This window comes from Mycolicibacterium alvei, from assembly GCF_010727325.1.
In the GTDB taxonomy this organism is placed as follows: Bacteria; Actinomycetota; Actinomycetes; order Mycobacteriales; family Mycobacteriaceae; genus Mycobacterium; species Mycobacterium alvei.
The window spans coordinates 3,093,197-3,117,326 of record NZ_AP022565.1; the positions used below are offsets into that span (position 1 = coordinate 3,093,197).

Here is a 24,130-nt window from a genome sequence, read left to right on the forward strand (position 1 = left end):
TGCCACGTCAGTTCTGCGTTAAGTTCTCCCACGACCTTTTCCCACTGCTTTTGTTATGGCGCGCACCAGGTTTCGCGGAACCAGCCGACCCCCGGCGGTAAGCACCTTGTACTGCAAGCCGGGCACGATGACCACCTTGCCTGCGGCCACGTCGGCCAGACATTCACACACCACATCCTCGACCTGCAGCCACAGGAACGACGGTGTGCCCGCCATGTCGATGCCCGCGCGGGCATGGAACTCGGTGTGGACGAATCCGGGGCACAGGGCGTGTACCCCGACCCCGGTGCCACTCAGCCCGTTGGCCAGCCCCTCGGTGAACGAGACGACCCATGCTTTGGAGGCCGAATAGGTCGATCCACGCCCGGGCACCAGCCCGGCGACGCTGGCCACGTTGATGACGGTGCCCTTGCCTGCCTCGATCATCGCGGGCAGCGCGGCATGCGTCAGTTCCATCACCGCGGTGACGTTGACATCGAGTTGGGCCTGTAACTGTGCGAGGTCGGCGGTCCAGAATTCACCCGATGTGCCGAACCCGGCGTTATTCACCAGCACCTGTACCCCGGCGCGGAGCCGATCGGCGACCTTGGCCCGGTCCGGGGCGGATGCGAGGTCCGCGGGCAGCACCTCGACGTCGGCACCGGCTTCGTCGTGCAGTTCGGCGGCGAGTTGTTCCAACCGTGCGCCGTCACGCGCCACGAGGACCAGGTCATAACCGTCACGCGCGTAGCGCCGGGCGAACCCGGCACCGAGCCCCGAGGTCGGTCCGGTGATCAGCGCGAGGGGACGAGACACGACCTAGCGCTGGTAGTGCGGTGCGTGACGCCCGTTGCGGGCCGGCGGCGGGGTGCGACGAATCGCATCCGGGCGACCCGGCTCCTGCCGCGGCTGGGTGTAACGACTCACGTCACCGCGTCCGGGTGCCGCATCGGCCCGGCCCGGCGGCAGCTCGCGACGTCCGGCGGGGGTCGGCGTCAACGGGCGGCTGGGTGAGCCTGCGCGACGGGCCAGCGCGGCCTGGCTGCCCTGGCCGGACTGCGGTGCCACACCGTTCTGCGGAACCGGCGGCAGAACCCGCAGCAGGTCGTTGAACTGACGCACGGTGCGTAGTCCCTCGTCCCACTGGGCGCGGGTGCTCGTGACCGGCATGCTGACGAGCGTCCAGTTCTGCTCGTTCCACATGACCTCGGCACAATCGGGAGCGGTGTGGGCGAACGTGACCATCCGGCGGTCGCACGCGCGGCGAGCGGCATCGAGGTTGGTGGAGTACACCATCCGCGGACCGATCGCGCCGAGCAGCCAGATATCGCTCTCCCGGGGCTCCTTGATGCCTTTGAGCCGCAGATCGACGACGACGTTCGTGCCCACCTTGCGGTGCAGCGCGATCACTGTCGCCACCTCGTCGATGTCAAAGATGAACACCGCCTCGCCACGAATCTGGCCGAGGACGACGTTCTTGGCCGTGACGTCACCGACGGTCGACATCACCCCGCGCTTCCAGCGCTTGAGGATCTCGTGCGACTCATGCTCGTAATCGAAGCCATGCGACTTCGCCCACGACTTGCGGCGCCGTCCCAACCCACGTCGACGGTCGATGTCGACGTACAGCAATACGGCCGCACCCACGAAACAGAGTGCGGACAGCGTGAACCAGAGCGGGACCATCGGGCCTAGCCTACTTGTTGACGGCGGAAATGCCCCCACCTTGTGAGGTCACAACCCGGTTACTGGTGATCAGAGCCCTGTCACCGGGGCTCTTCGAGGTAGGTGACGATCGCGTTCGTGAGGCCCCGCCGGGCCACATCGAGGTCGGTATAGGTGCCGAGTTGACGCTCGGAGGTGATGCCACGCATCGCGCCGGGGATGAAGGAGGCGACCTCGCGGACCCGTTCGGGGTCCACGTCGAGATCGGCGAAGGCCTGCTGGCAGGTCTGCAACCAACTCTGCCCCCATGACGAGAGTTCGGCTGCGGTCTTCGGGTAGAGCCGTTCGAGTTCGGCGTGGTCCCGCGGCAGTGCGGCGCGCAGATTCTCGATCGCCCGCGAATCGCTGGCCGTCAACCCGTCGTAGAGCAGGTCGATGATGCCGGCGACGCGCTGCCTCAGCGGCGCACTCTCATCGCAATGACTGAGCATGCCTGCGCGGCGTTCGGCGGTGCGCTGCAGGACCGCCGCCCAAAATCCATCGATGTCGCCGAACTGGTATTTCACCGCGCCCCAGGTGGCACCGATCTCTTTGGCGATCCGGTTGGCCGATACCGCGCCCGGGTCGCCGGTGGCCAGCGCCTTGCGCGCGGCTTCCAGCATGTTCTCCCGGGTGGCCTCGCCGCGCCGGTTGGTACGGCGCGCGCTCACCTCGGTCATCTCCGGAGATTACCGGTCGGGACCAGTTTTCGCAGAACCCTCTACTAAACCCTTCACAAGTTTCACAGAACCTCCTACGATTCGCGTCATGGCCAAACCACCGTTGTCGATGAAACCGACGGGATGGTTCCAGGTCGCCTGGTCGGACCAGGTCGGCGCCGGCGCCGTGCACGCCATGAAGTACTTCGGCGAGGAGATGGTGGCCTGGCGCTCGGAGTCCGGGCAGGTGACCGTGATGAACGCCTACTGCGAACATCTCGGCGCCCACCTCGGCTTCGGTGGCCAGGTGGTCGGCGAGGTGATCCAGTGCCCGTTCCACGGCTGGCAGTGGAACGGCGAGGGCCGCAACGTCTGCATCCCGTATCAGGATCGGCCCAACCGCGGCCGGCGGATGCGCACCTACCCCGTCGTCGAACGCAACGAGGCCATCTACATCTGGCACGACGTCGAGGGGCGGGAGCCGTTTTTCGATGCGCCGGACGTGTTCGCGTCTTTCGCCGACGGCAGCACCGTCGCCGACTACTACCCCCAGCAGCGACTTTTCCGTGCGGGACTCGAACTGCATCCGCAGTACGTACTGGAGAACGGCGTCGACTTCGCGCACTTCAAATACGTGCACCAGACCCCGATCGTGCCGGTGTTCACCCGTCACGACTTCGCCGCGCCGATCTCCTACGTCGACTTCACCATCACCTTTGAGGGCGACGATCAGCAGTCGATCGACGATGTGCGCAGCGGCGTCGAGGCCATCAACGGCGGTCTGGGCATCGCGGTGACCAAGAGCTGGGGAATGATCGACAACCGCACCATCTCCGCGGTCACCCCGGTCGACGAGTCCACCTCCGACGTGCGGTTCATGGTCTACATCGGCCGGACCCCCGGCAAGGACACGCCGCGGGCCGCTGAACGTGCTGCCGAGTTCGGCGACGAAGTGATCCGCCAGTTCACCCAGGACATCCACATCTGGTCACACCAGCGCTACTCCGATCCGCCGGCGTTGGCCACCGCCGAATACGAGGGCTTCACCGCAATCCGCAAGTGGGCCATGCAGTTCTATCCCGATGGCCTGGGCGGTAGTGCCGCAGACCTGTCGCTTATACGGAAGGCAGACACCCTATGACCGAGAAGATCCGGGTATTCCAGGTGGCGACCGGCAACGTCGGCACCGAGATGATCAAGCGTATCGGCAAGCGACCCGATCTCGAACTGGTCGGATTACATTGCTATACAACGGAAAAGGTGGGCCGTGATGCCGGTGAAATCGCCGGGATCGAGCCCATCGGGGTGACGGCGACAGGATCGATCGACGAGATCATCGCCGCCCGTCCCGATGTACTCACCTTCCACGGCGTCTTCCCCGACGAGGACCTCTACGTGAAAGTCCTTGAGGCCGGCATCAATATCGTCACCACCGCGGACTGGATCACCGGTTGGCACCGCGACACCAACCACCCACACCCGTCCGGCAAGCCGGTGTCTCAGCTGCTGGCCGAGGCGTGCGAGAAGGGTGGGTCGACGTTCTACGGCACCGGGATGAACCCCGGCGTGAATCAGATCCTCGGCGTGGTGTGCTCGGCCGACGTCGCCGAGATCGAGAACGTCACCACCATCGAATCCGTCGACGTGTCATGCCATCACAGCAAGGACACCTGGATCGAGGTCGGCTACGGCCTACCGGTCGACGATCCGTCGATCCCGGGCAAGCTGGAGAAGTACACCCGGGTATTCGCCGACAGCGTGCTGATGATGGCCGACTGCTTCGGACTGGAACTCGACGAGGTCACGTTCAGCGCCGAGCTCGGCGCCTGCACCAAGGATGTCGACCTCGGCTGGTACACGCTGCCCAAGGGATCGCTGGGCGGCAACTACATCAAATACCAGGGCATGGTCGACGGTGTGCCACGCGTCGAAACCCACCTGGAATGGCAGATGACCCCACACACCGATCCCAGCTGGGACATCAAGGGCTGCTACATCACTCAGATCAAGGGTGATCCGTGTATCTACAACAAGCACATGGTCTTCCCGAAGCCCGGCGTCGACCTGTCCGATCCGACCTCGTTCGCCTCGATCGGCATGACCGTGACCGGCCTGCCCGCACTCAACGCCATCGCGTCGGTGGTCGCCGCCCCGCCCGGGCTGCTGACGAGTGCCGATGTGCCGTTGCGCGGGTTCGCCGGGCGCTTCAACATTTAGCGCGAGGAGATAGTCAGCCGGGAAACATCGCGGCGGCGAGCTCAAGAATCTCCGGGCGGTCCGCGGGTAGCAGGAATCCCGCCTCGATTGCCCGGTCCAGCGCATCGGTGAACTGCTCGAGGTACCCCTCGACGCCTTTCGGGTAGAGCTCACACAGCCTCGCGGCGTCGAAGAGCTCGCCCGACCCGAACAGGAAGGACATGGGGCTCTCGTCCTTCGCGAGCCCCGACGTCCACGCGATCGGGACATCGACCCACGGGGTACGGACGCCGCCCTCGGCGAGCCCGTTCGCGTCCAGGGCGATTCCGGGCGGATCGCCGGCGGTCAAGGCGATCGGCGGTGCACTCGGCGCGGGAGTGCCGGTGCGAATCCAGGTGTTGAGTGCGGCCAAGGCAGCCTGCAGCACATAGTGATGCTGCGGAGCGAAGTTGAGGCTGTATGACAGTTGCGTGCCCATCAACTCATCGGTGGGCGCGTACGCCGCGACGATGTCAGCCAGCTCCGAAGATCCGTCGTCGATGAAACCGACGCGGATGGTGTAGTTGTCGGCGTGGGCGGTACCGGGCACCTCCCAGGCGCGCAGAAACTCGTTGTCCGCCTGTCTGGCCGCGTGATAGCCCACGCGGAATCCACCGACGACGTCCGTCTCGGTGAGCACGGTGAGCACCGGGACACGCAGATCGGTGCGGAAGGGCACGGCCACCGTCGACCCGTCCTCGTCGAAGATATTCGTGTCGTCGAGCGGTGCGGCGTTGCCGAATCGGGAATGTACCAGGAAGCCGTCATAGCTGGCCGCCACCGGATCTACCGCGTTGACGTATGTCGTCAGGAACGCCGCCGATTGCGACTCACCTACTGCCAGAACGGCCTCCACACGCAGATCGTTGATCGCGCCATCTCGGATCAAGCGTCCGATCTGGGTGAAGATATCGTAGGAGAACGGGTCACCGGGGTGGTGTAGAGCGGAATAGCGCTGTGGGTCTTGCGCTTTCAACGACATTTCGGCGCCGACGAGGCTCGTTCCACCCTCGATACCCACCTGCTGGGCCGAGACTGCCACGTACGTGTAGCCCGCCCGGGCGATCTCCCGGTGCGCCATGAACCAGACCGCGGGCGCGTCGATTCCGCCACTGACATTGAGCCATTCGACGATCACGGTGCCGTTCGATTTCGCCGCATCGACTGGTGAGAGGACGACGATGCGGGTGGTGTAGTCCGCCTCGGACGCCACGGTGTCGGAGTAGGACCCGGCCGTCCCCGAGACGAAGAACTCCTCGGCGCGGTAACCCAGCGTGGCCAGGTCGTAGGCGCCGAGGAGCAGATTGGGCTTGCCGGGGACTTTGGTGATCACCCGTTCATCTTTACGCGAGCAGATGCGAATACCCCCAACTTCCGTGGAAATTGGGGGTATTCGCGTCATGTGGTGGATCTAGATCAACCCAGGACCAGGCCTTCGCCGTCGGGGGTGACGTTGACGGGGACCACGTCACCGTCGTGCACCTCACCGGCCAACAGCATCTTGGCCAACTGGTCGCCGATGGCCTGCTGCACCAGGCGGCGCAGCGGGCGGGCACCGTAGAGCGGGTCGAACCCACGCTCGGCCAACCACGCCTTGGCCTCCAGCGACACCTCGAGGGTGAGCCGGCGCTGCGCCAGCCGCTTCTGCAGCTGTTGCAGCTGGATGTCGACGATCGAGACGAGTTGCTCCGGATCGAGCGCGTCGAACAGGATCACGTCGTCGAGCCGGTTGATGAACTCCGGCTTGAACGCCGCCCGCACCGCCGCCATCACCTGCTCCTCGGTGCCACCGGCACCCAGGTTGGAGGTCAGGATCAGGATCGTGTTGCGGAAGTCGACCGTGCGGCCCTGGCCGTCGGTCAACCGGCCCTCGTCGAGCACCTGCAGCAGCACGTCGAACACGTCCGGGTGAGCCTTCTCGATCTCATCGAACAGCACCACCGTGTACGGACGCCGCCGCACCGCCTCGGTCAGCTGACCACCCTGGTCGTACCCGATGTAGCCGGGAGGCGCACCGACCAGCCGAGCCACCGAGTGCTTCTCGCCGTACTCGCTCATGTCGATGCGGACCATGGCGCGTTCATCGTCGAAGAGGAACTCCGCCAACGCTTTTGCCAGCTCGGTCTTACCGACACCGGTCGGGCCCAGGAACATGAACGAACCCGTCGGCCGGTTGGGGTCGGCCACCCCGGCGCGGGTGCGGCGCACCGCGTCCGACACCGCGGTCACCGCCGCCTTCTGGCCGATGACGCGCTTACCCAGCTCCTGCTCCATGCGGAGCAGCTTGGCGCTCTCGCCTTCGAGCATGCGGCCGGCCGGAATACCGGTCCACGCCTCGACCACATCGGCGATGTCGTCGGGACCGACCTCTTCCTTGAGCATGACATTCTCGCGGGCCTCGGCTACCGGCAGTGCGGCGTCGAGCTTCTTCTCGACCTCGGGGATACGCCCGTAACGCAGCTCGGAGGCCTTGGCCAGGTCGCCGTCGCGCTCGGCCCGGTCGGCTTCACCACGCAGGCCGTCCAGTTGCTCCTTGAGCTCGCGGACGACGTCGATGGCGCCCTTCTCGTTCTGCCATCTGGTCGTCAGCTCCGCCAACTTCTCTTTGTAGTCAGCCAGCTCGCCGCGCAACTTCTCCAGGCGTTCCTTGGAGGCGTCGTCCTCCTCCTTCTCCAGCGCCATCTCCTCGATCTCGAGGCGACGGACCAGCCGCTCGACCTCGTCGATCTCGACGGGCCGGGAGTCGATCTCCATGCGCAGCCGGGATCCGGCCTCATCGACCAGGTCGATGGCCTTGTCCGGCAGGAACCGCGAGGTGATGTAGCGGTCACTCAGCGTGGCCGCCGCGACCAGCGCGGAGTCGGTGATACGCACACCATGGTGCACCTCGTAGCGGTCCTTGAGGCCGCGCAGGATCCCGACGGTGTCCTCGACGGACGGCTCACCGACCAGCACCTGCTGGAAGCGACGCTCCAGGGCGGCGTCCTTCTCGATGTACTTGCGGTACTCGTCGAGCGTGGTCGCGCCGACCAGCCGCAGCTCACCGCGGGCCAGCATGGGCTTGATCATGTTGCCGGCGTCCATCGCGGATTCACCGGTGGCACCGGCGCCGACGATGGTGTGCAGCTCGTCGATGAACGTGATGACCTGTCCGGCAGACTCTTTGATGTCATCGAGCACAGCCTTGAGGCGCTCCTCGAACTCACCGCGGTACTTGGCACCGGCCACCATGGACCCGAGGTCCAAGGAGACGACGGTCTTGTCCCGCAGGCTTTCCGGCACGTCGCCGGCCACGATGCGCTGGGCCAGCCCCTCGACGATCGCGGTCTTGCCGACGCCGGGCTCACCGATGAGCACGGGGTTGTTCTTGGTACGACGGCTCAGCACCTGTACAACGCGACGAATTTCGTTGTCGCGCCCGATGACCGGGTCCAGCTTGCCCTCGCGGGCGGCGGCGGTCAGGTCGGTGGAGTACTTCTCCAGCGCCTGATAGGTGCCTTCGGGGTCCGCGCTGGTGACGCGGGCGCTGCCGCGCACCTTGGTGAACGCCTCACGCAGCGCCTCCGGCGAGGCGCCGTGCCCGGTCAACAGCTTGGCGGCCTCGGAATCGCCGGTGGCCAGACCGACCATGAGGTGTTCGGTCGACACGTACTCGTCGTCCATCTCGGTGGCCAAGTGCTGGGCCGTGGTGATCGCAGCGAGCGATTCCCGGCTGAGCTGGGGTTGGCTGCTGGCGCCGCTGGCGCTGGGCAGCTGGTCGACCAGCCGTTGCGCCTCGGCGCGAATGCTCGCGGGGTCGACGCCGACGGCCTCCAGCAGCGGTACGGCGATACCCTCGTTCTGGGTGAGCAGCGCCATCAACAGGTGTGCGGGCCGGATCTCCGGGTTGCCTGCGGAACTGGCCGCCTGCAACGCTGAGGTCAGCGCCGCCTGAGTCTTGGTCGTCGGGTTGAACGAGTCCACGACACCTCCCTTTTCGTGTAGAGAAAATGCTTGTCGTGATCTACAACGTAGTCAATGTTGAGTCTGTTCCGCTCAACTTTAGAAATTTTCGGATCGAGAGGCGACCATGACGCAAAGCTGGGGTTCGGTGCTGGCCGAACTCATCCCCCTGGCCATGGTGGTGGCCCTGTCGCCGCTGTCCATCATCCCGGCGGTGCTGGTGCTGCACACACGCCACCCGCGCCCGACCGGCCTTGCCTTCCTCACCGGATGGCTCGTCGGCCTGGCCGCACTGACCACGATCTTCGTCGGCGTCTCCAGCATGCTCGGCGGGCTCAACGCAGCCCCGACGTGGGCCTCGTGGTTACGCATCGTGGTGGGTGTCGCCCTCATCGTCTTCGGTGCCTACCGATTCCTCACCCGGGAAAAATCGGAGCACATGCCCGGCTGGATGACCGGCCTCAGCAAGCTCACCCCCGTCAAGGCCGGAGCTGCGGGCCTGGCGCTCACCGTGGTGAACCCCAAGGTGCTGTTCATCTGCGCAGCAGCGGGATTGGCAATCGGCAGCGCCGGCCTCGGCCAGCCCGGGGTGTGGGCGGCAGGGCTCTACTACGTGCTGGCGGCCGGATCGACGGTGGCCCTGCCGATCCTCGCGTATGCGGTGTCCGGTGCTCGCCTGGACCCCGCGCTGACCCGACTCAAAGACTGGATGGAACGTCAGCATGCCGTATTGATTGCGGTGATTCTCGTCGTGATCGGCCTACTCGTGCTCTACAAGGGAATTCACGCGTTATAGACGTCGCATTCGGCGCGGGTCGGGCTACGGTGTGCCCATGTCCGAATCCGGTTTCGGTGATTTCGAATTCGAGCGGAAGTTCTTTGTCCGCGAATTGCCCGCAGTGGCAGCATCGGATCCCGCACCAGCGCTGATCGTCCAGGCCTACCTTTTCGCGTCCGACGGATATGCCGTCCGCGTCCGCGTTCAGGGGCCCGCCCCCGCAGAATTGGGCGCCGCTCCCGCCGAACTTGCCGAGGCGTTGGGCGATGAATCGATCGGGACCATGACCGCCAAAGGTCCCGCCGTCGGGGGCACCCGCTATGAAGCCGAACGCGAACTCGACCCACTGATCGCGGCGCAGATCGTGCGCCGGTCCGAATTCGTGGTCGCCAAGGTTCGCTATTCGATGTGGCTCGGCGAGGACGGCTGGATCATCGACCAATTCCTCGGCCGAAACGCACCCCTGCTGCTCTCCGAAGTCGAGCGCGGCGGACCGGTCGTCGATCTGGCAATTCCGTCATTCTGCGTTTCGGAGGTTTCCGAGGACGACCGGTTCCGCAATGAGTATCTGGCACACCAGCCATTCGGCACCTGGTCCGACGAGTATCTAGGTGAACTCGAACGCCGTGGACCCAGCTTTGTGGATACCTTGGGCCAGAATCAGTTTGAAGGTAGCTGAGGGCCGCGGCCCTGTGATATCGCGTAGTTGGTCGAAGGACTAGCGAGCCGCGTTGGAAGTGAAATTGGTGCGCAGAGGAGCCTTCGCCGGCCGTTAAGCTCACCAACAGACAGGACGAGGCGACAACGGACGGCGCCCGCTACCCCTACACGAGGAGATCGACATGTCCGGCGAACTGCGCGTGATTACCTCACACGTGCTCGAACTTGCGAAAATGCAGGCTAGCGCCGCGGAGCAGATTCTCGCGGCGGCCTCAGCGTCGCATGGTGTCAGTACATCAATGGCGGTAAATCACGGCGTCGTCTGCTCAACATCCAACATTGCCGTCGCAGCGGCAGAGGCAGCACGCGCTGCTGCCTGCGCTGGTTTGAACTCGGTGTCGACCAGTCTGTCAAGCAGGCTGGGAATGGCCGCGTCACGTTACGACCAGTCCGACGCACAAGGGGCCGGCAAACTCGGTAAAGAGATGCATCCACGCTGAGACCACTTCCGGTCGGCAACTTCGTCGGCGGTAACGTACGGATCGAAGCCACTTGTCTCGGCTCGCTCCGGCCGTCGACCAGAATCGGGACTGCAGATACGTGACCACACAAGATCCAGACGATGAGTTTTTCCACTCCGAAGACACAGGTTTGGACGCGCTCGACTTCGACACACCCCAACTCGGCGATGACGCGTCGGGACTCGACGCTCTTCCGGCTTACTTCGACGGCGGCATTGACCACGGAACAAGCCTCGATGGTGTCGACGATTTCACCGATACCCACGTCGAGGAAGACGAGGACGATGGTTTCGGCGCGGTCGACTCGGACGAAGCTGCCACGGACGAGGACCAGGTCCCCGTGGTCGAGGCGATCAACCCGCCCGGCACCGTCTCCGTGACGGCCTACCTCGGAGGTTCGGTCGCCCACGTCGATCTGGATCCCAAGGTGACCACCTTGACCGAATCGCAACTGGCCGAAGAGATCCGGTTCGTGGCAGGAGTGGCAGCCACGAAAGCAACAGCTGTCGTGCACGTCGGTGTGGTGAACATGCTCGTCGAGCAGGGCATGGATCTCCGCGACGCGCGGGAATTCGTGGAGACCAACATGCCGTTCGCCACACCGGAACAGGCCCACGAGGCCGACCTCGCGCTCATCGCACGTCACGCCGAGCGCGAAGACTGACCGAGGGGCGACCATCAACGAAACCGTGCCACCACCGCCGCAGGCGGGATGGTTTACCGACCCTTGGAACACTCAGCAGATCCGGTACTTCGACGGCAGGCAGTGGACAGCCCACGTGGCATCTGGTCCGCCGATGCAACCGCCGACCGCGGCCAAGGTCCCTGCCCCGCCGCTGACTTCAGGCGGGTACCCGTTCGGGGAGCCCACTCTGTTCCTCCAACCAATCCACGGTGGAGCGGGCTCCGATATCCGTTGCTCGATTACAAACCCGCGTGGGCAACTACTCGCGTTGATCCAACTACTGAAAGCACCCCCCCTGGGGGCTGAGGCAATCAGCGAACTCGTATTCGAGGTCGTTCGGCCCGATGGAACACAACTGCTGCAGTTCATCCGATCCGTTGGATTCCGGGGTCATGGCAAACATGGTCTGCACGTTCGCGACCCCGACGGCCGTGAACTCGGTTGCCTTCGGCAGACCAGCTCGTATTGGCAATTCTTCCGAACCCCAAAAATTTCGTTCGAGCTCGAGTATCAGGACCAATCGCTAGGCGCCACCAAAATACGTTCCTATATCCCCAAGTTCACCAAGTTGGAACTCGACGAACCGATTTACGACACCAGTACAGAGATCGGACGGGTACATAGTCAACGGAACCAATCCAAGCTCGAAGCCATGTTCATGTACGCGACCTTCGATTACCGGCTCGACTGTGCGCATCCCACGTCCCCACCAATGCCTACGCTGCTGCTGGCCACCACTTTTGCACACTTTCTGTATGACCATCTCGATTCGCTAGCGCCGTTCTCGCGGTGGGCCCGATGAGTGTGCCGTCAGCCTAGACACCAGCCGTCAGCGCATTCAGGGTTGCCCCAGAGAACACCAAAGCCGTGTTTTGAACACCCAAAATTGGCGCATAGCAACATGTTGGCGTGCTGTTAGGCTCGCCCCAGCGAAGGAAGGACCAGACAAGAATGAGCTTTTGGGATGCCGCGGAGAAGGTCAGCAAGACTCTCGGCAAGAGCGACGCGTTGAGCGATCTCGGGGATGCCAACACTCTGTGGTCCACGAAATCTCATGACGAAGCCGGGGACAAGCTGGGACTGGGTTCCGACGCGATTGGCATCGTGCAGATGTTCCTCGGTAAGTCCTTCGCAACTCCCATTATCAACGTCGGCCTGTTGGGCATCCAAGGTATGACTCTCACTTGCGGAGTCGGCAATCCGGATACTGGCGACAGGTTCGGGCAGGGCGCAGAACAGTTAGGCCACGTCCATGACACCCTGGAATCGGCGAAGCCGACATCGGGGTGGCAAGGCGAGGCCTCGCAGGCCTACACCGGCCAAGACGCCAAACAGCAAGACCTCGCGCGCTCGCTTGCGGAAGCCGACAAGGCCTTGGAAGCAATCGTGAGTAAGCAGGCGAGTCAAGTCGATCAGACGCGCTCGTTCCTCGGCACATGCGCGACTGTCCTCGGCTATGCGATCCTGCCGGCCATGATTGCGAAGGTCTCCGGTCCGCAAGGTCCTGCCGTCGCATTGGCAATTGAGGTCGGAGCTGTCGCCGGCTCAGTACCTCTTGCTGCCGGACAGATGTCGATGATGTCCACCAACGCAGCAGCGAACGCGGTCGAGGTCGGGAAGGTCATCGGGCAATACACCAAGGTGGCGGCAAGCGCGACGTTCGGCAAGTAGGAACCGAGCCCTACAGCATCAGCCAACCCGGTTCCGCCGTCGGCGGGACCGCCATCACATAGCGCAGCATCGCGGTACCGACCAGGTTCGACACTGCGATCATCGTGCTCAGTTGCTGGGCAATCGTCGGACTGATGTTGGAGATCAGCGCCGCTTTGCGGCGGCCCGCGCGTACCGCGCCTATGATGCGACTCCGTGGGACTCGATGACCGTGACGCGCTGCAGACGCTGCAGAACGCCGTCGACCCCGAGCAGGGCTCAGCGCCCCTGATCCGCGATTTCTACACCCGGTGGTTCGCCACCGACCTCTCGGCCCGCGATCTGTTTCCCCCCGACATGGACCACCAGCGCGATGTGTTCGCGCGCGCCCTGACCTGGTTGTTCGGAGAGTTGATCGCCCAACGCGCCGACGAGCCGGTGGCGTTTTTGGCCCAGCTCGGCAGGGACCACCGCAAATACGGTGTGACGCAGGGGCATTACGACTCCATGCAGGGTGCGCTGTACAACGCGCTGCATGACCACCTCGACTCCGAATGGGACGACCGCCTGGCCGAGGCCACCCGCGATGCCGTGGCCCTGATCATCGGGGTGATGCGCGGCGCGGCCGACGCCGAGGAATCTCCGGCCTACCGCGACGGCACCGTCATCGAGCACCACCGGGTCACCCGCGACGTCTCGGTGATCCGGCTGCAACTCGACGAGCCGCTGTTCTATCACCCCGGCCAGTACGTCACCGTCCAGGTTCCACAGTGGCCGCGCCGGTGGCGCTACCTGAGCCCGGCCATCCCCTCCGATCGTTCGGGGGGCATCGAGTTCCACGTCCGGTCGGTTCCCGGCGGCATGGTGAGCACAGCCATCGTCGCCGAGACCAAGATCGGGGACCGCTGGCGGCTGTCCAGCCCGCACGGGGGGTTGCATGTCGATCGCGACGGCGAAGATGTCCTGATGGTGGCGGGCAGTACGGGCCTGGCCCCGCTGCGCAACATCATCATGGACATGACGTTGCACGGCGAGAATCCGCGCGTGCACCTGTTCTTCGGTGGCCGCTATCCGTGCGAGCTGTATGACCTGAAAACGCTGTGGCACATCGCCTCGACGAACCCGTGGCTGTCGGTGACCCCGGTGTCGGAGTACAGCACCGATCCCCCGTGGGCCGGCCAGTATCCCGACGTCCGACCGCCGCGCGGGCTCCATGTGCGCCAGACCGGCACTCTGGCGGAGGTGGTGACGAAATTCGGCAATTGGGGCGATCGGCAGATCCTGGTGTGCGGCGGACCGGACATGGTCACCGCCACCAAGTCCGCTCTGGTCGAGCGAGGCGCGCCGGCCGACCGCATCCAGCACGACCCGTTGACGCGCTGATGGCCGACATCCGCGCGGTGACCCTGCAGGATCCGTCGTCGTCGCTGACGGCCACCTATGTTCCGGCCGCGGGGATGATCTGCACGTCGTTGGCCGACGGCATGGACGAGTACCTGGGCCAACGACGCGGGCTGCAAGCCTATATCGCCGACGGCAAGACGATGGGCATCCCGATCCTCTATCCGTGGGCAAACCGATTGAGTGCCAACGAATACCGGGTCGACGACGCCGTGGTGGACGTGACCCCCGGGGTGAACGGTGTGCGTGGCGATGCGCACGGGGCACCGATCCACGGCGTGCTCGCCGCCAACCCGGACTGGCAGGTGACCGAGGAATCCGGGAACGTGCTGACAGCGGAGCTGGACTGGGGTATCGATCCACGACTGCTGGCAACGTTCCCGTTTCCCCACCGCCTCACGATGGCAGTGGCGCTCGCCGACAGGACCCTCACGGTGGCCACCACCGTGACATCGACCGCCCAGAAACACGTCCCGCTGTGCTACGGCTACCACCCGTACGTGACGATTCCCGCAGTGCCACGCGAGGATTGGCAATTGCAGACCCCCGCCATGCGGCATCTGCGCGTCGACGACCGGGGCCTGCCCACCGGCGAAACCCAACCGTGGCAGGCGGGGGTGAGGCGTCTAGGTAGCACCGAGCTGGACGACGGATTCGACGACGTCGCCGAGGGTGCGGTGTTCGCGCTGACCGGCGGGGCGGCGCGGGTGGAGGTCACTTTCGACCGGGGCTATGGTGCAGCCCAACTCTTCGCCCCACGGAGTGACAGCGTGGTGGGGATCGAGCCAATGGCCGCACCCACCGACGCATTACGCCGCGGAAAATACAAAATGGCCGCCCCCGGAAGTCCGGAGACGGCCACCTTTTCGATCAGAATCGGCTAACGCCCACCTCGGTGCGGCTGGCTACGGCCGATGTCGCCGCCGAGCGGCTCCGGGCTGCCACAGAACAACCGCCTTGGACGCCACCGCCACCTCATGACGCTGGTTGGTACTGAGTTGTTCGACCTGGTGGGTCAACTCGGATACCCGGGCGCGCAGTGCATCCACCTGATTGGTGAGTTCGATGATGCGCTTGATGCCGGCCAGGTTGACGCCCTCGTCCTGCGACAGCCGCTGCACCTCACGGAGCAGGTCGACGTCACGCTCAGAGTACCGGCGGCCGCCTCCGGAACTGCGCTGCGGGCTGACCAGGCCGAGCCGGTCGTATGTGCGCAGGGTCTGCGCGTGCATACCGGCCAGCTCGGCGGCCACCGAGATCAAGAACGTGCGGGCTTCCTCTTTGCGCTGACTCATATGTTGCCTGCCCAGCCGGCCCGCGGATCGAAACCGCCGGCCCGTTCGGCTTTCGCATATGCCTCGAGCGCCTCTGCCGCTTCACCTTCCAGGTTCGGCGGCACTGCGACCTTCACTGTGACCAACAGGTCACCGTGGCCGCCTGCGCGTTTGGGTACCCCGCGCCCGCGCACCCGCAGGATTCGGCCGTCGGAGGTGCCCTTGGGCACCCGCACACCGACCTTGCCCTCCAGTGTGGGAACGGAAAGCGTTGTCCCCAAAGCTAATTCATGAAAGCTCACCGGAACGCTGACGGTCAGGTCGTCGCCGTCACGCCCGAACACCTTGTCGGGACGCACGTGCACGGTGACGTAGAGATCGCCCGAGGGCGCACCCCGCAGCCCGGCCTCACCCTGGCCGGCCAGCCGAATTCGCTGACCATCCTCGACACCCGGCGGGATCCGCACATTGATCGTGCGGGTCCGGGTGGTGACGCCGGTGCCCTGACACTCAGCACACGGGTGCTCGATGATCGAACCGCTGCCCCGGCATTCGGTGCAGGGTTCGGAGAACCCGAACGCCCCCTGGTTGCGGTTGACCACACCGGAGCCGTTGCAGTTCGGACATACCTTGGGGCTGGTGCCCGGTCGCGCACCGCTGCCGTGGCAGTTGGTGCACGGCGCCGGGCTGGTCAACCGCAGCGGCATGGCCACGCCCTTGGTGGCTTCCAAGAAGGACAGCTCGGTTTCGGTTTCCAGATCGTTGCCCCGGCGGGGCCTGCTCGGGCGTGGTTGCGCACCGCGCCCGAACAGCCCACCGAAGAGGTCACCGATGTTGGCGCCGCCGCTCTGGCCGGCGGCGTCGAACAGGTCCCCCAGATTGAATTCGGCTCCATCGGAACCGAATCCGCCACTGAAGTTCCCGCCCGGGTTGAACCGACGACCACCGCCGGCGAACAACCGACGGGTCTCGTCATACTCCTTGCGCTTCGCGGGGTCCGACAGAACACTGTTGGCCTCGGAAACCGCCTTGAACCGCTCGGCCGCTCCCGCGTCGGGATTGCGGTCGGGATGCAGTTCAGAGGCCAGTTTCCGGTAGGCCTTCTTGATCTCGTCGGCGCTGGCGTCAGAGGAGACGCCGAGTTCCTTATAGAAGTCCTTCTCGACCCACTCACGTTGGGCCATGCGCCACCTCCTAACCTCTTCTCTCTAGTTGGTTGGACTAATTGTCTGATTCTGCGGTCTGATCGCCTGCGGCGTCAGCATTTTCCGCTTCCGCCGGCGGCACGGTGTCGACCACGCCGACCATGGCGTGCCTGACCACCTGATCACCGATCCGGTAACCCCGGCGCATCACGGTCCCCACCACAGGGTGGGTACCCTCGCCCTCGTGCTGCACGGCTTCGTGCAGTGACGGATCGAACTCGTCACCCTCCGCGCCGAACCCGGAAAGGCCCTGTCCCTCAAGAGCACCGACGAGCTTGTCGGCAACGGACTTGAGCGGCCCGGATTCCAGGTCGCCGTGGCTGCGGGCCCGGTCCAGATCGTCGAGGATACCCAGCAACTGGGTGATGACGTTGGCCTTGGCCCGGTCGGCGGTGACCTGCTGATCGCGCAGTGACCGCTTGCGGTAGTTGTCGTATTCGGCCTTCACGCGTTGCAGCGTTGCCTTGAGCTCGGCGACCTCGTCGCTATCGCTCCCAGACTCCCCCGTTGCGGGGGCGGCGGGCGCCGGCCCACCAGGGGCCGGCGCCTGCTCACGAACCTCACCGGTGTCGGGATCGATGCGCCGTTTGTCGGTGATGGTCACCGGCTCGTGCGAATCGTTCTCGGTCACTTGGTCTCCTGGTCGTCGTCGACAACCTCGGCGTCCACCACGTTGTCGTCGGCAGCGCTCGCGGACGCACCGTCTCCACCGGCGGCCTGCTCGGCCTGAGTGGCCTCGTAGATCGCCTGACCCAGACCCTGGGACTCGACGCCGAGCTTCTCCATGGCGTCCTTGATCGCGGAGATGTCGGTACCTTCCAGCGCCGACTTGGCCTCGGCGATGGCACCGTCGACCTTGGTCAAGGTGTCTTCGGGAACCTTCGACCCGCCTTCGGCCTCACGCTGTTCCTTGACGAACTTCTCCGTCTGGTAGACCAGCGACTCGGCCTGGTTGCGGACATCGGCCTCTTCGCGACGCTTCTTGTCCTCGTCGGCGTGCGCCTCGGCGTCCTTGATCATCCGGTCGATCTCTTCCTTGGACAGGCCGGAGCCTTCCTGGATCTTGATCGTGTTTTCCTTGCCGGTGCCCTTGTCCTTGGCGGTGACGTGCACGATGCCGTTGGCGTCGATGTCGAAGGTGACCTCGATCTGCGGCACGCCGCGGGGGGCCGGCGGGATACCGGTCAGCTCGAAGGAGCCGAGCAGCTTGTTGTGCGAAGCGATTTCGCGCTCACCCTGGAAGACCTGGATCTGCACCGACGGCTGGTTGTCGTCGGCGGTGGTGAAGGTCTCCGACCGCTTGGTCGGGATGGTGGTGTTGCGCTCGATCAGCTTGGTCATCACGCCGCCCTTGGTTTCGATACCGAGGGACAGCGGGGTGACGTCAAGCAGCAGAACGTCTTTCACCTCACCCTTGAGCACACCGGCCTGCAGCGCGGCGCCCACTGCGACAACCTCGTCCGGGTTGACGCCCTTGTTGGGCTCCTTGCCGCCGGTCATTTCCTTGACCAGGTCGGTCACGGCGGGCATACGGGTGGAACCACCCACCAGCACCACGTGATCGATTTCGCCGACCGAGATGCCGGCATCCTTGATCACCGACTGGAACGGCGAACGGGTGCGGTCCAGCAGATCCTGAGTGATCTTCTGGAACTCGGCGCGGGTCAACTGCTCGTCGAGGAACAGCGGGTTCTTGTCGGCGTCGACGGTGATGTAGGGCAGGTTGATCGAGGTGCTCTGCGAGGAGCTGAGTTCGATTTTTGCCTTCTCGGCCGCTTCACGCAGCCGCTGCATTGCCATCTTGTCCTTGGTCAGGTCAATGCCACTGGTGGCCTTGAACTTGTCGACCAGCCACTCGACGATCCGGTCATCCCAGTCGTCGCCACCGAGGTGGTTGTCACCGGAGGTGGCACGCACCTCGACGACACCGTCGCCGATCTCCAGCAGCGAAACGTCGAACGTGCCGCCACCGAGGTCGAAGACCAGGATGGTCTGTTCCTTGCTGCCCTTGTCCAGTCCGTAGGCCAGGGCGGCCGCAGTGGGCTCGTTGACGATGCGCAGCACGTTCATGCCGGCGATCTGCCCGGCTTCCTTGGTGGCCTGACGCTGAGCGTCGTTGAAGTAGGCCGGCACGGTGATGACCGCGTCGGTGATGTCCTCACCGAGGTAGGCCTCCGCGTCGCGCTTCAGCTTCTGCAGCGTGCGCGCGCTGATCTCCTGCGCCGTGTAGTTCTTGCCGTCGATCTCGACGGTCCAATCGGTACCCATGTGACGCTTGACCGAACGGATGGTCCGGTCGACGTTGGTTACCGCCTGGTTCTTCGCAGGCTGACCGACCAGTACCTCGCCGTTACGCGCGAATGCGACGACGGACGGGGTGGTCCGGGAGCCTTCAGAGTTTGCGACGACGACGGGGTCGCCGCCTTCCAGGACCGCCACGCATGAGTTGGTGGTCCCGAGGTCGATACCGACCGCACGAGCCATGGTGTTGCCTCCTGTAGAGATATAGGGGTCTGAGCGGACTGCGCTCAAGCTTGCTCTGGGAGAGCATAGATTGTCAACCCAGACTTGAGTCACTATCACTCAACTTGCTGTCGATGTGGTCAACGGGGGTTTCTGCGGTTTTGTTCCCGGAGCCAGCGACTTCTTTGAAAGGGCGCCCTCACCCCGGACTCGGTACCGCACGTACCGGGTACCGTGCCCCATAATCAGATGCCGCCGGTCGGCTCGACCGTGCAGGAACGCAAGCAGCCAACTGAGGGGGGATCGATCGGCGATGGCAGACGAGATGTCCAGGACCGGCGCGAACGTGCCCGAGGAGAGGCCTGCCAAGCACGGCTACCAGCGCCGGAGTTTCAGGTGGGCCACCCCGGTCGGCGATATCGCCATTGCCATCCGCACCCCGCGCAACCCCCGCCCGCTCGTGCCGAAGCGGTTCGACCCGTTCGGTATCGCAGACCGTGCCGTCGACGCCGCGAAGACCAGCATGAAGCTGGCCGCCTGGGGCGAAGAGCAGTTGGCCACGCTGGTGAAGAACCGGCTGGAGGCCATCGACGCGGCGACGCCCCGACCGATGACAATCGCCACACCAGAAGAGCCGACGGCCGAGTCACTGAACACCAAGATGGACCGCCTACTGGACCGGGCCCTGGATCAGAGCACCGCGGGCAGTCAGGTGGAGCTGTACCACCGCCTGCTCGACCAACTGGTAGCCGACGAAGCCCGGATCATCGGTGCGCTCTCCGAAGGAGATGCTTCGCCGCTGGTCAACGTCCACTCCTGGACCCGATCACGCACCCCCGGTCAAGCGGTTTTGGAGCATGCCTGTCTGATCGGCCGCACCGCCAATGTGGCGCTGCCCGGCATGGTCCCGCAGTACGTCGGTCATCTGCTGTCGCTGGGTCTGGTCGAGACCGGTCCCGAGGACCCCGCCCAGAAGGCCGAGTACGAAGTGCTCCTCGCTGAGCCGATGGTGTTGCAGGCGATCAAGAGCGGATCCCGCGGGCCGCTGGTCGCACGGGTGGAGAAGCTGACCCTGTCGCTGTCGAGTCTGGGGCGGGGCCTGTGGGAGTCCGCGGTGCTACGGGACGGTTCATGACCGCATGAGCGCCAGCGAGAAGCCGCAGGCGGATCGCGCATGAGCACCAGCGAGACGATTCTCGCGGTCCAGACGTGGCAGGAGATCAAGGCCGATTTCGGCGTCAACTGGCTGATCTACCTGTCCATGCCGTTCGTTGCGGCTTTCGTGGGCTGGAGCACCAAGATCGTGGCGCTCGAAATGCTGTACCGGCCGATGGAGTTCAAGGGCATCGGCCCGTTCGGTTGGCAGGGCATCGTGCCCCGCCGCGCGGGCAAGGTGGGGTCCAAGACCATCGAGCTTCTCACCCAGAACCTGCTGAAACCCGAAGAGCTGCTGGAGAAGGTCGACGCCAGAGAAGCCGTCGACGCGCTGCGGGAGCCACTCACCCAGGCCGTCGACGAGATCTCCCGCGACATCGCCGAGCAGATCCGACCCGGACTGTGGGATTCGCTGCCCGATGCCGCCCGTAACGCGATCATGTCGCGCGTCCACGACCAGACGCCCAAGATCGTCGAGAAGATGCTCAACGAGATGCGGTCGGACCTCAACCGGTTCGTCGATATCCAGTATCTGGCGGTCACCACGCTGGTCCGCAACAAGGACAAGCTCAACAAGCTGATGCGCGGGCTCGGCGACAACGCGATGGCCTTCGTCCGTCGCAGCGGCATCTACTTCGGCCTCGTCATCGGCCTGGTCCAGGTGGTCGCATGGGCGTTGTTCCAGAATCCGTGGATCATGCCGGCCTTCGGCTTCGGCGTCGGCCTCATCAGCGACTACATCGCGCTCAACATGTTGTTCCGGCCCGTGCAGCCGACCAAGTACCTCGGTTTCATCCCGTTCCAGGGGTTGCTGCACGCGCAGCGCGACACCATCACCAAGGACTACGCGCGGATCCTGTCCGAGGACCTGTTTTCCCCCGCGATCCTGTTCGACGGTGTGCTACGCGGACCGGGTGCCGACAAATTGTTCTCGCTCATCGGCAAGGAGGTCGAAGGGGCCATCGACGCCCAGACCGGCATCGCGACCCCCCTGGTCAAGTTCGCCGTCGGCACCCAGCGCTACAACGCATTCAAGGACAACCTGGTGCAGATGGTGCTCGAACGGCTCCCCACCACCTTGGTCGACGCACAGGACTACGCCATGGGCGCCCTCGACCTGGAGCAGACCATCATCGACAAGATGGGTCAGCTCACCAACGAGGAATACGAGTCGATCCTGCGCCCGGTGTTCAAGGACGACGAGCCGACCATGATCGCGGTCGGTGCCGTTCTCGGCGGCCTCGTCGGCGAGATTCAGGTGCAGGTCATCGAGCACTTCGGCAACGACCCCGCTGCGTCCTCGGCACTGCCGGAGCTCATGCGGACGGTGCTGCACCACTAGCCGGCCGGGGCCCGCAGCTCGCGCCGTCGCAACAGGGCCGTGCCGAACGCGCCGACCACCACCAGGTCAGCCGCCACCCCACTGCTGACCGCGGCCAGTAGCCAGCCTGCGACGCCGGTGGCCAGCACGAACGGTGGCAGCCACTCGAACACCCGCCACCATGACGGCGCCGGATGCAGCGCATGCGCCGCATCCTTGGCGCGGGCGTACTCGGGATAGAACTCGGTGACGGCCACCGCGAAGAACAGCGCGCCCAGCTGCAGAATCCAGCCGGTCCAGAAATTGTCGGTGCTGCCGTAGAGCACGTCCCCCAGGAAACCGACCGACGCCGAGAAGCCGAACCCAGCCGCCCACACCGCGGCCACGACCATGTTGATGCGCTTGAACAGCGGCGTGTCCCAATGGTCCGGCGGGGTGACGTCGCGCGCATACGCCGTCGTATACGGCCGGCCGATCATCAGGCTGACCAGTGCGAAAATCGCCAACGAGGCATTCGTGATCTCCCCCGACCACATTTCCAGCCACGTCTTCTGATCTCGGGAGGCAACCAGGCCGACGGCGGCCAGCACCACGAAAAAGACCACCCCGAGCATTTCCAGCACGTGCACCGGAATATGGCGAAGCCGGTCCAGGACCAACACCAGCAATGAGAAACCGAGCGCACCCCACACGGCGATCTCGTAGCGGCCCGGCCCGGCCAGGATCGCCATCAACGCCCACGGCACGATCCCGGACAACGGGGAGTCCAGAAACGCATCGAGGGCTTTGCCGAGCACGCGACGACGGTAAGGGACGCAACTGGGAAAATCCCAAGACGTCGGGTTCCCCGGGGCGGACCATGGTCACATGGCCTCCGACCTGGAAACCCGCGTCGACGAGATCGCCCCGGACATCTACCGGCTGTCCACCTGGATACCCGGGATCACCGAGCACGGGCTTCACCTTCAACCAGTTCCTGCTGACCGGTGACGAGCCGTTCCTGTTCCACACCGGCCAGTGCCCGGCTCTTACCGAATTCGATTGTGTGGCAACCGTATTGGACGCCGAAGCGTTGTTCCACGCCACGGGCCTGACCACCGACCTGGTTCCCACCCTGACCCAACTGGCGAGCTGAACCCCTCCACCTTGGCCCTGATGCACGGCGCCTCGTTCCACGGTGACGGCGCCGGCCAGCTACGTGCGCTCTCCGACGGCTACGCCGGATTGTTCGGCGCGTCATAGCTGGCCGTGACCACGCGGTATGCGTAGCCTTGGCGCGGTGAAGGCGTGGCAACTCGGGAGCGCCCTGCTCGCCGTCGGTGCCCTGCTGGCCGGCTGTCAATCGAGCATCGAAGGCACTCCGACCACCAGCCCGCAATCACCGACCGAGCCCAGTTTCCCGACCGCGCGGCCCACCCGGTCCAGTCCGGCGCCCTCGCCGAGCACCACCGCCGCGACTCCACCCAGCACCTCCCGTGTGCCCTCCGGCGCCACCGAACTTCAGCCCCAGAACGGGTACGTCTTCATCGAGACCAAGTCCGGCAGGACGCGCTGCCAACTGTCCAAACAGGACGTGGGCTGCGAATCGGACTTCACCAACGCACCGGTGATCGACGGTGAGCACGCGACCGGCGTCAGGCTCACCCCGGACGGCCAGATCAAGTGGGTCGTGGGCAACCTCGGCGATATCCCGGTGGTCACCCTCGACTATCGCAAGTACAGCGCGGTGGGCTGGACCATCGATGCCGGCGAGGACGGCACCCGGATCAGCAATGACAGCACCGGGCACGGGATGACCATCGCTGTCGAAGGGGTGAAAACCTTCTAGAGTTGGCGCATGACTGTTGCTCGGCGCGAACGTGCCGCCCTGGTCGAGTCCATGCGTGCCGCGGGCCCCGATGCACCCACCCTGTGTGAGGGCTGGACCGCCCGCGACCTGGCCGCACATCTGGTGGTGCGCGAGCGTCGCCTCGATGCCGCCCCCGGCATCCTGGTGCCTGCGCTCGCCGGTTATACCGAGCGTGTACAGAAGCAGGTCACCGAAAGCACCGAATGGGGCGACCTCGTCGATCAGATCGCCGCGGGGCCTCCCCTGTACTCCCCGTTCAAGCTGCTGGATCCGCTGGTCAACGTGGCCGAGATGTTCATTCACAACGAGGATGTACGCCGGGCCCAACCCGATTGGGAACCAAGGGATCTCGACGATGCGACGGTATCGGCACTGTCCCGTGGAATCGGCGCGATGGCCCGGATGACGATGGGTAAATCGCCGGCCCGGGTGGCGCTGACCACCCCGGCGGGCAAGGCGCTGGCCACCGTCGGCTCCGGTCCGGAGGTGACGGTGACCGGCGAGCCGGGCGAATTGCTGTTGTTCGCCGCCGGCCGCGGGCCGGCCCGGGTGGAGTTCTCCGGTGACAACGGCGCGGTCGCCGCGCTGCGCGCCGCCCGTCGCGGGCTGTAAAACACCAGGTGGTCCGCACCTTTACTCGCTCTTGATC

The 24,130-nt window shown here is 65.0% G+C and carries 25 protein-coding genes; 15 read left to right on the plus strand and 10 right to left on the minus strand.

The window, feature by feature from the left end:
- Window positions 1-18: 18 nt before the first annotated feature.
- The 3 genes from G6N44_RS14910 to G6N44_RS14920 all read right to left on the minus strand — a co-directional run bounded on the left by G6N44_RS14910 (window position 19) and on the right by G6N44_RS14920 (window position 2,363).
- Window positions 19-795: an SDR family NAD(P)-dependent oxidoreductase gene (locus tag G6N44_RS14910; RefSeq protein WP_163665212.1), complete on the minus strand. Its 777-nt coding sequence runs from the start codon at window positions 793-795 to the stop codon at window positions 19-21.
- Window positions 796-798: 3 nt separating this feature from the next.
- On the minus strand, window positions 799-1,665 hold the full coding sequence (ttfA, locus tag G6N44_RS14915; RefSeq protein ID WP_163665215.1) for a trehalose monomycolate transport factor TtfA: 867 nt from the start codon (window positions 1,663-1,665) through the stop codon (window positions 799-801).
- A gap of 80 nt (window positions 1,666-1,745) precedes the next feature.
- Complete coding sequence (locus tag G6N44_RS14920; protein ID WP_163665217.1) at window positions 1,746-2,363, minus strand: TetR/AcrR family transcriptional regulator; 618 nt, start codon at window positions 2,361-2,363, stop codon at window positions 1,746-1,748.
- A gap of 88 nt (window positions 2,364-2,451) precedes the next feature.
- Here G6N44_RS14920 and G6N44_RS14925 point away from each other — a divergent pair, with 88 nt between their 5' ends.
- Both G6N44_RS14925 and G6N44_RS14930 read left to right on the plus strand, forming a co-directional pair.
- Window positions 2,452-3,483 (plus strand): 3-ketosteroid-9-alpha-monooxygenase, oxygenase component, encoded by a 1,032-nt coding sequence (locus G6N44_RS14925; protein ID WP_163665219.1) that lies wholly within the window; start codon window positions 2,452-2,454, stop codon window positions 3,481-3,483.
- Window positions 3,480-4,559, plus strand: coding sequence for an NAD(P)H-dependent amine dehydrogenase family protein (locus tag G6N44_RS14930; RefSeq protein ID WP_163665221.1), 1,080 nt, complete (start codon window positions 3,480-3,482; stop codon window positions 4,557-4,559). The genes G6N44_RS14925 and G6N44_RS14930 overlap by 4 nt, the downstream gene beginning before the upstream one ends.
- Window positions 4,560-4,572: 13 nt before the next feature.
- Here G6N44_RS14930 and G6N44_RS14935 read toward each other — a convergent pair whose 3' ends face one another.
- Complete coding sequence (locus G6N44_RS14935; RefSeq protein ID WP_163665223.1) at window positions 4,573-5,910, minus strand: alpha/beta hydrolase domain-containing protein; 1,338 nt, start codon at window positions 5,908-5,910, stop codon at window positions 4,573-4,575.
- Between the two features lie 83 nt (window positions 5,911-5,993).
- Entirely contained in the window at window positions 5,994-8,540 is a 2,547-nt protein-coding gene (gene clpB / locus G6N44_RS14940; protein ID WP_163665225.1) for an ATP-dependent chaperone ClpB, read from the minus strand.
- Between the two features lie 106 nt (window positions 8,541-8,646).
- Here clpB and G6N44_RS14945 point away from each other — a divergent pair, with 106 nt between their 5' ends.
- From G6N44_RS14945 to G6N44_RS14985, 8 genes are all read left to right on the plus strand, one after another.
- Entirely contained in the window at window positions 8,647-9,315 is a 669-nt protein-coding gene (locus tag G6N44_RS14945) for a GAP family protein (RefSeq protein WP_163665227.1), read from the plus strand.
- A 37-nt stretch (window positions 9,316-9,352) separates the two neighbouring features.
- Entirely contained in the window at window positions 9,353-9,976 is a 624-nt protein-coding gene (locus G6N44_RS14950; RefSeq protein WP_163665229.1) for a CYTH domain-containing protein, read from the plus strand.
- Window positions 9,977-10,139: 163 nt separating this feature from the next.
- The gene (locus G6N44_RS14955; protein ID WP_163665231.1) at window positions 10,140-10,457 is read left to right on the plus strand and encodes an ESX-1 secretion-associated protein; all 318 of its coding nucleotides are present in this window, start codon (window positions 10,140-10,142) and stop codon (window positions 10,455-10,457) included.
- 100 nt (window positions 10,458-10,557) lie between these two features.
- Window positions 10,558-11,142, plus strand: a complete 585-nt coding sequence (locus G6N44_RS14960) for a hypothetical protein (RefSeq protein WP_163665233.1) — start codon at window positions 10,558-10,560, stop codon at window positions 11,140-11,142.
- 25 nt (window positions 11,143-11,167) lie between these two features.
- Entirely contained in the window at window positions 11,168-11,965 is a 798-nt protein-coding gene (locus G6N44_RS14965; protein WP_235682738.1) for a DUF2510 domain-containing protein, read from the plus strand.
- A 149-nt stretch (window positions 11,966-12,114) separates the two neighbouring features.
- Window positions 12,115-12,834 carry an EspA/EspE family type VII secretion system effector gene (locus G6N44_RS14970; RefSeq protein ID WP_163665235.1) on the plus strand — a complete coding sequence of 240 codons (720 nt, stop codon included), beginning with the start codon at window positions 12,115-12,117 and terminating at the stop codon, window positions 12,832-12,834.
- A 195-nt stretch (window positions 12,835-13,029) separates the two neighbouring features.
- On the plus strand, window positions 13,030-14,196 hold the full coding sequence (locus G6N44_RS14980; protein ID WP_163665237.1) for an FAD-binding oxidoreductase: 1,167 nt from the start codon (window positions 13,030-13,032) through the stop codon (window positions 14,194-14,196).
- Entirely contained in the window at window positions 14,196-15,098 is a 903-nt protein-coding gene (locus G6N44_RS14985) for an aldose 1-epimerase (protein ID WP_163665239.1), read from the plus strand. The genes G6N44_RS14980 and G6N44_RS14985 overlap by 1 nt, the downstream gene beginning before the upstream one ends.
- A gap of 21 nt (window positions 15,099-15,119) precedes the next feature.
- Here G6N44_RS14985 and G6N44_RS14990 read toward each other — a convergent pair whose 3' ends face one another.
- The 4 genes from G6N44_RS14990 to dnaK are packed head-to-tail and all read right to left on the minus strand — an operon-like array spanning window position 15,120 to window position 19,177.
- Window positions 15,120-15,509: a heat shock protein transcriptional repressor HspR gene (locus G6N44_RS14990; protein WP_163665241.1), complete on the minus strand. Its 390-nt coding sequence runs from the start codon at window positions 15,507-15,509 to the stop codon at window positions 15,120-15,122.
- Window positions 15,506-16,672, minus strand: coding sequence for a molecular chaperone DnaJ (gene dnaJ, locus G6N44_RS14995; RefSeq protein ID WP_163665244.1), 1,167 nt, complete (start codon window positions 16,670-16,672; stop codon window positions 15,506-15,508). Before dnaJ ends, G6N44_RS14990 begins: the two co-directional genes overlap by 4 nt.
- A gap of 37 nt (window positions 16,673-16,709) precedes the next feature.
- A complete protein-coding gene (gene grpE / locus G6N44_RS15000; protein WP_163665246.1) occupies window positions 16,710-17,324 on the minus strand; it encodes a nucleotide exchange factor GrpE in 615 nt (204 codons plus the stop codon).
- Window positions 17,321-19,177, minus strand: coding sequence for a molecular chaperone DnaK (dnaK, locus tag G6N44_RS15005; RefSeq protein ID WP_163665248.1), 1,857 nt, complete (start codon window positions 19,175-19,177; stop codon window positions 17,321-17,323). Before dnaK ends, grpE begins: the two co-directional genes overlap by 4 nt.
- A 292-nt stretch (window positions 19,178-19,469) precedes the next feature.
- On the opposite strand from dnaK, the gene G6N44_RS15010 reads away from it, so the two are divergent.
- Both G6N44_RS15010 and G6N44_RS15015 read left to right on the plus strand, forming a co-directional pair.
- A complete protein-coding gene (locus tag G6N44_RS15010) occupies window positions 19,470-20,291 on the plus strand; it encodes an Abi-alpha family protein (protein ID WP_179964387.1) in 822 nt (273 codons plus the stop codon).
- A 39-nt stretch (window positions 20,292-20,330) separates the two neighbouring features.
- Window positions 20,331-21,653 (plus strand): DUF445 domain-containing protein, encoded by a 1,323-nt coding sequence (locus tag G6N44_RS15015; RefSeq protein ID WP_163665251.1) that lies wholly within the window; start codon window positions 20,331-20,333, stop codon window positions 21,651-21,653.
- Here the strand turns inward: G6N44_RS15015 and G6N44_RS15020 are convergent.
- Window positions 21,650-22,429, minus strand: a complete 780-nt coding sequence (locus tag G6N44_RS15020; RefSeq protein ID WP_163665252.1) for a hypothetical protein — start codon at window positions 22,427-22,429, stop codon at window positions 21,650-21,652. The two genes, G6N44_RS15015 and G6N44_RS15020, sit on opposite strands and share 4 nt — an antisense overlap.
- A 70-nt stretch (window positions 22,430-22,499) precedes the next feature.
- Here G6N44_RS15020 and G6N44_RS29880 point away from each other — a divergent pair, with 70 nt between their 5' ends.
- The 3 genes from G6N44_RS29880 (at window position 22,500) to G6N44_RS15035 (ending at window position 24,093) form a co-directional block, all read left to right on the plus strand.
- Window positions 22,500-22,622: a hypothetical protein gene (locus tag G6N44_RS29880; protein ID WP_372508107.1), complete on the plus strand. Its 123-nt coding sequence runs from the start codon at window positions 22,500-22,502 to the stop codon at window positions 22,620-22,622.
- Window positions 22,623-22,893: 271 nt separating this feature from the next.
- Complete coding sequence (locus tag G6N44_RS15030; RefSeq protein ID WP_163665254.1) at window positions 22,894-23,460, plus strand: hypothetical protein; 567 nt, start codon at window positions 22,894-22,896, stop codon at window positions 23,458-23,460.
- Window positions 23,461-23,469: 9 nt separating this feature from the next.
- Entirely contained in the window at window positions 23,470-24,093 is a 624-nt protein-coding gene (locus tag G6N44_RS15035; RefSeq protein WP_163665256.1) for a TIGR03085 family metal-binding protein, read from the plus strand.
- The last annotated feature ends 37 nt before the right edge of the window (window positions 24,094-24,130 follow it).